This window comes from Frankia sp. AiPs1 (assembly GCF_023716945.1).
Taxonomy (GTDB): domain Bacteria; phylum Actinomycetota; class Actinomycetes; order Frankiales; family Frankiaceae; genus Frankia.
Window position 1 is genome coordinate 1 of record NZ_JAMQQF010000663.1, and the last position, 3,036, is coordinate 3,036.

The window sequence follows — 3,036 nt, forward strand, 5'->3', positions numbered from 1 at the left end:
GCGCTCGCCCGCGCCGAGGGCGTCGACCCGGCGGCGATCGGCACCGCGCTCGCCGGGTTCCGCGCCGGCGCCCACCGCAACGCCGAGGTCGCCGTGATCGACGGCGTCCGCTGGGTGAACGACAGCAAGGCGACCAACCCGCACGCCGCCGCCGCCTCGCTTGCGGGCTACCCCTCGGTCGTGTGGATCGGCGGCGGCCTGAACAAGGGCCTCGAGTTCGATGACCTCGTCCGCGAGGCCCGTGGCGTGCTGCGCGCCGCGGTGCTCATCGGCCGCTGCGCCGATGAGATAGCCGTCGCGCTCGCCCGACACGCCCCCGATGTCCCCGTCGAACGGGCCGCCGGCATGGACGATGCGGTGAAGGCCGCGGCGGCGCTCGCGCGCGCCGGTGACACGGTGCTGCTCGCGCCGGCCGCGGCCTCGATGGACATGTTCCGCGACTACGCGGCCCGCGGAGACCTGTTCGCCGAGGCGGTGCGCGCACGAGAGGGGTAGCCGTGGCTGGTTCGAGGCCGGTGTCGCCCTCCACCAGGCTGTCGGTGCGGCCGATCGCCGCCCGATCCGACGACGACGGTCCGGTGGACCGCGAGACCGCCGAGCTGCGGGTGCCGCTGCTCGACCGGCCGTTGGCCTCCTACTACCTGCTGCTGTCCTCGGCCGGCCTGCTGCTGTTGCTCGGCCTGGTGATGGTGCTCTCGGCGTCGAGTGTGCGCTCCTACGCCCTGTTCGGCTCGGCGTACACGCTGTTCATCCGGCAGGCGATCTGGGTGGGCATCGGCCTGCCGATCGTGGTCGCGGCCAGCCGGTTGCCGGTGCGGGCCTTCCGCGCCCTGGCCTACCCGTTGCTGGCCGGCACCGTGCTGCTGCTGATGGCCGTGCTCGTCCCCGGCATCGGCAGCGTGCGTGGGGGCGCCCGGCAGTGGATCGTCGTCGGCCCGATCACGATCCAGCCCAGCGAGCTGGCGAAGATCGCGCTGGTGCTGTGGTGCTCGGACCTGCTGGTGCGCAAGCGACGGCGGCTGTCCGACCCGAAACACCTGTTCGTCCCGCTGGTGCCGATGTTCCTGTTCATCGACCTGCTGATGCTGCTCGAACCGGACCTCGGCGGCGCGATCTGCGTGACGGTCGTCCCGCTGACCATCCTGTGGGTGATCGGCACCCCGAAGCGCTTCTACGGCGCCGTGATGGGTTCGATGATCGTCGCGGCGACGGTGCTGGCCGTCGTCGAGCCCTACCGGATCCGGCGGCTGCTGTCGTTCACCGACCCCTTCGCCGACGCCAACGGTGACGGCTTCCAGGCCGTCCAGGGCATCTACGCGCTGTCCACGGGCGGCTGGTGGGGGGACGGGCTCGGCGCGTCCCGGGCGAAGTGGCCGGAGCTGCTGCCCGCGGTCCACACCGACTTCATCCTCGCGATCATCGGCGAGGAGCTGGGGCTGGTCGGCAGCCTCGTGGTGGTCGGGCTGTTCGGCGTGCTCGGCTACGCGGGCCTGCGCATCGCCCACCGCTCCGACGACCTGTTCGTCCGGCTGGCCGCCGCCGGGGTCACCGCCTGGATCATCGTCCAGGCCGTGGTGAACATGGGGGCGGTCGTCGGCCTGCTACCGATCACCGGCGTCACCCTGCCGCTGGTGTCCTTCGGCGGGTCCGCGCTGCTGCCCACCCTCGCCGCCCTGGGGATGCTGCTGTCCTTCGCCCGCTCGGAGCCGGCGGCGGCGAAGTACCTGGCCCGACGGGCCGAGGAGCGCCGCGTGGCCCGGGCCGAGCGCGCCGGTGTGCGCCGGCGGCCGCGCCTGCCCGGCCGCCGCTCGCGCCGACCCGAGCTGGAGCTCGTGCCCGTCGACGACCCGGGCATAGCACCCGGTGCCGGTAGGCGGACGACCGGTACCGGGCTGTCCGCTGGCCGGCCTGATGTGTCATCGTCTTGACCGATGTTGCGAAGCGTAGTGCTCGCCGGCGGCGGGACAGCCGGCCATGTCGAACCCGCGCTCGCCGTGGCGGACGCCCTGCGTGCCGCCGAGCCGCGGGCACAACTGACCCTGCTGGGCACGGCCACCGGTCTGGAGTCGCGCCTGGTGCCGGCCCGGGGCTACGAGCTGGCGACGGTGCCGAAGGTACCGATGCCGCGCCGGCCCACGCCCGCGCTGCTGAAGCTGCCCGTCCGCCTGCTCGACGCGGTGCGCCAGGCGGGCGCGACGCTGGACCGGGTCCGGGCGGACGTCGTCGTCGGCTTCGGCGGATACGTCTCGGTGCCGGCCTATCTCGCCGCCCGGCGCCGCGGCATCCCGATCGTGGTCCACGAGGCGAACCCGCTGCCCGGGATGGCCAACCGGCTCGGCGCCCGGTTCACCCCGTTCGTCGCCACCTCGTACCCGAGCACCCCGCTGCGCGGCGCGACCCTCACCGGCATCCCGCTGCGCGCGGAGATCCTCACCCTCGACCGCTCGCCGGCCGCCGCCCGCGCCGCGCGGGCCCGCTACGGGCTTGACCCGCACCGCCCGACCCTGCTCGTCTTCGGCGGCTCCCAGGGGGCCCGCAGCCTCAACCAGGTCATGACCGCGGCGGCGCGCCCGCTGGCTGCCGCGGGCGTCCAGGTGCTCCACGCGGCCGGGCCGAAGAACTTCGAGGAGGTCGCGGCGGTGCTGCCCCACGGCCTGCCAGCCCCCTACGAGCTTCGGCCCTACCTGGACGACATCATGTCCGCGTACGCCGCCGCCGACATGACGCTGTGCCGCTCCGGCGCGATGACCTGCGCCGAGCTCGCCGCGGTGGGCCTGCCGGCGGCCTACGTGCCGCTCCCGCACGGCAACGGCGAGCAGCGCCGCAACGCCCTGCCGACGGTGGAGGCCGGCGGCGGGCTGCTCGTCGAGGACGCCGCACTCGACGCGGACTGGTTGCTGGCCAACGTGTTGCCGGTGCTCACCTCGGCGGAGCGGCTGGCGAAGATGTCGGCGGCGTGCGCGGGCAGCGGTTACCCGCTGGCCGCCGCGGCGATCGTGGCCATGGTCCGGGACGCGGCGGCGACCCGGCGCCGGT

Annotated in this window: 3 protein-coding genes; all 3 read left to right on the plus strand. The window is 74.5% G+C overall.

Annotated features, from left to right (window positions below):
• Positions 1-495, plus strand: a 495-nt coding sequence (locus ND748_RS29055) for a glutamate ligase domain-containing protein (protein WP_374216066.1), incomplete at its 5' end; no start/stop codon positions are given.
• A 2-nt stretch (positions 496-497) separates the two neighbouring features.
• On the plus strand, positions 498-1,928 hold the full coding sequence (gene ftsW, locus ND748_RS29060) for a putative lipid II flippase FtsW (protein WP_251749382.1): 1,431 nt from the start codon (positions 498-500) through the stop codon (positions 1,926-1,928).
• Between the two features lie 3 nt (positions 1,929-1,931).
• A partial coding sequence (murG, locus tag ND748_RS29065; protein WP_251749383.1) for an undecaprenyldiphospho-muramoylpentapeptide beta-N-acetylglucosaminyltransferase occupies positions 1,932-3,036 on the plus strand: 1,105 nt, incomplete at its 3' end.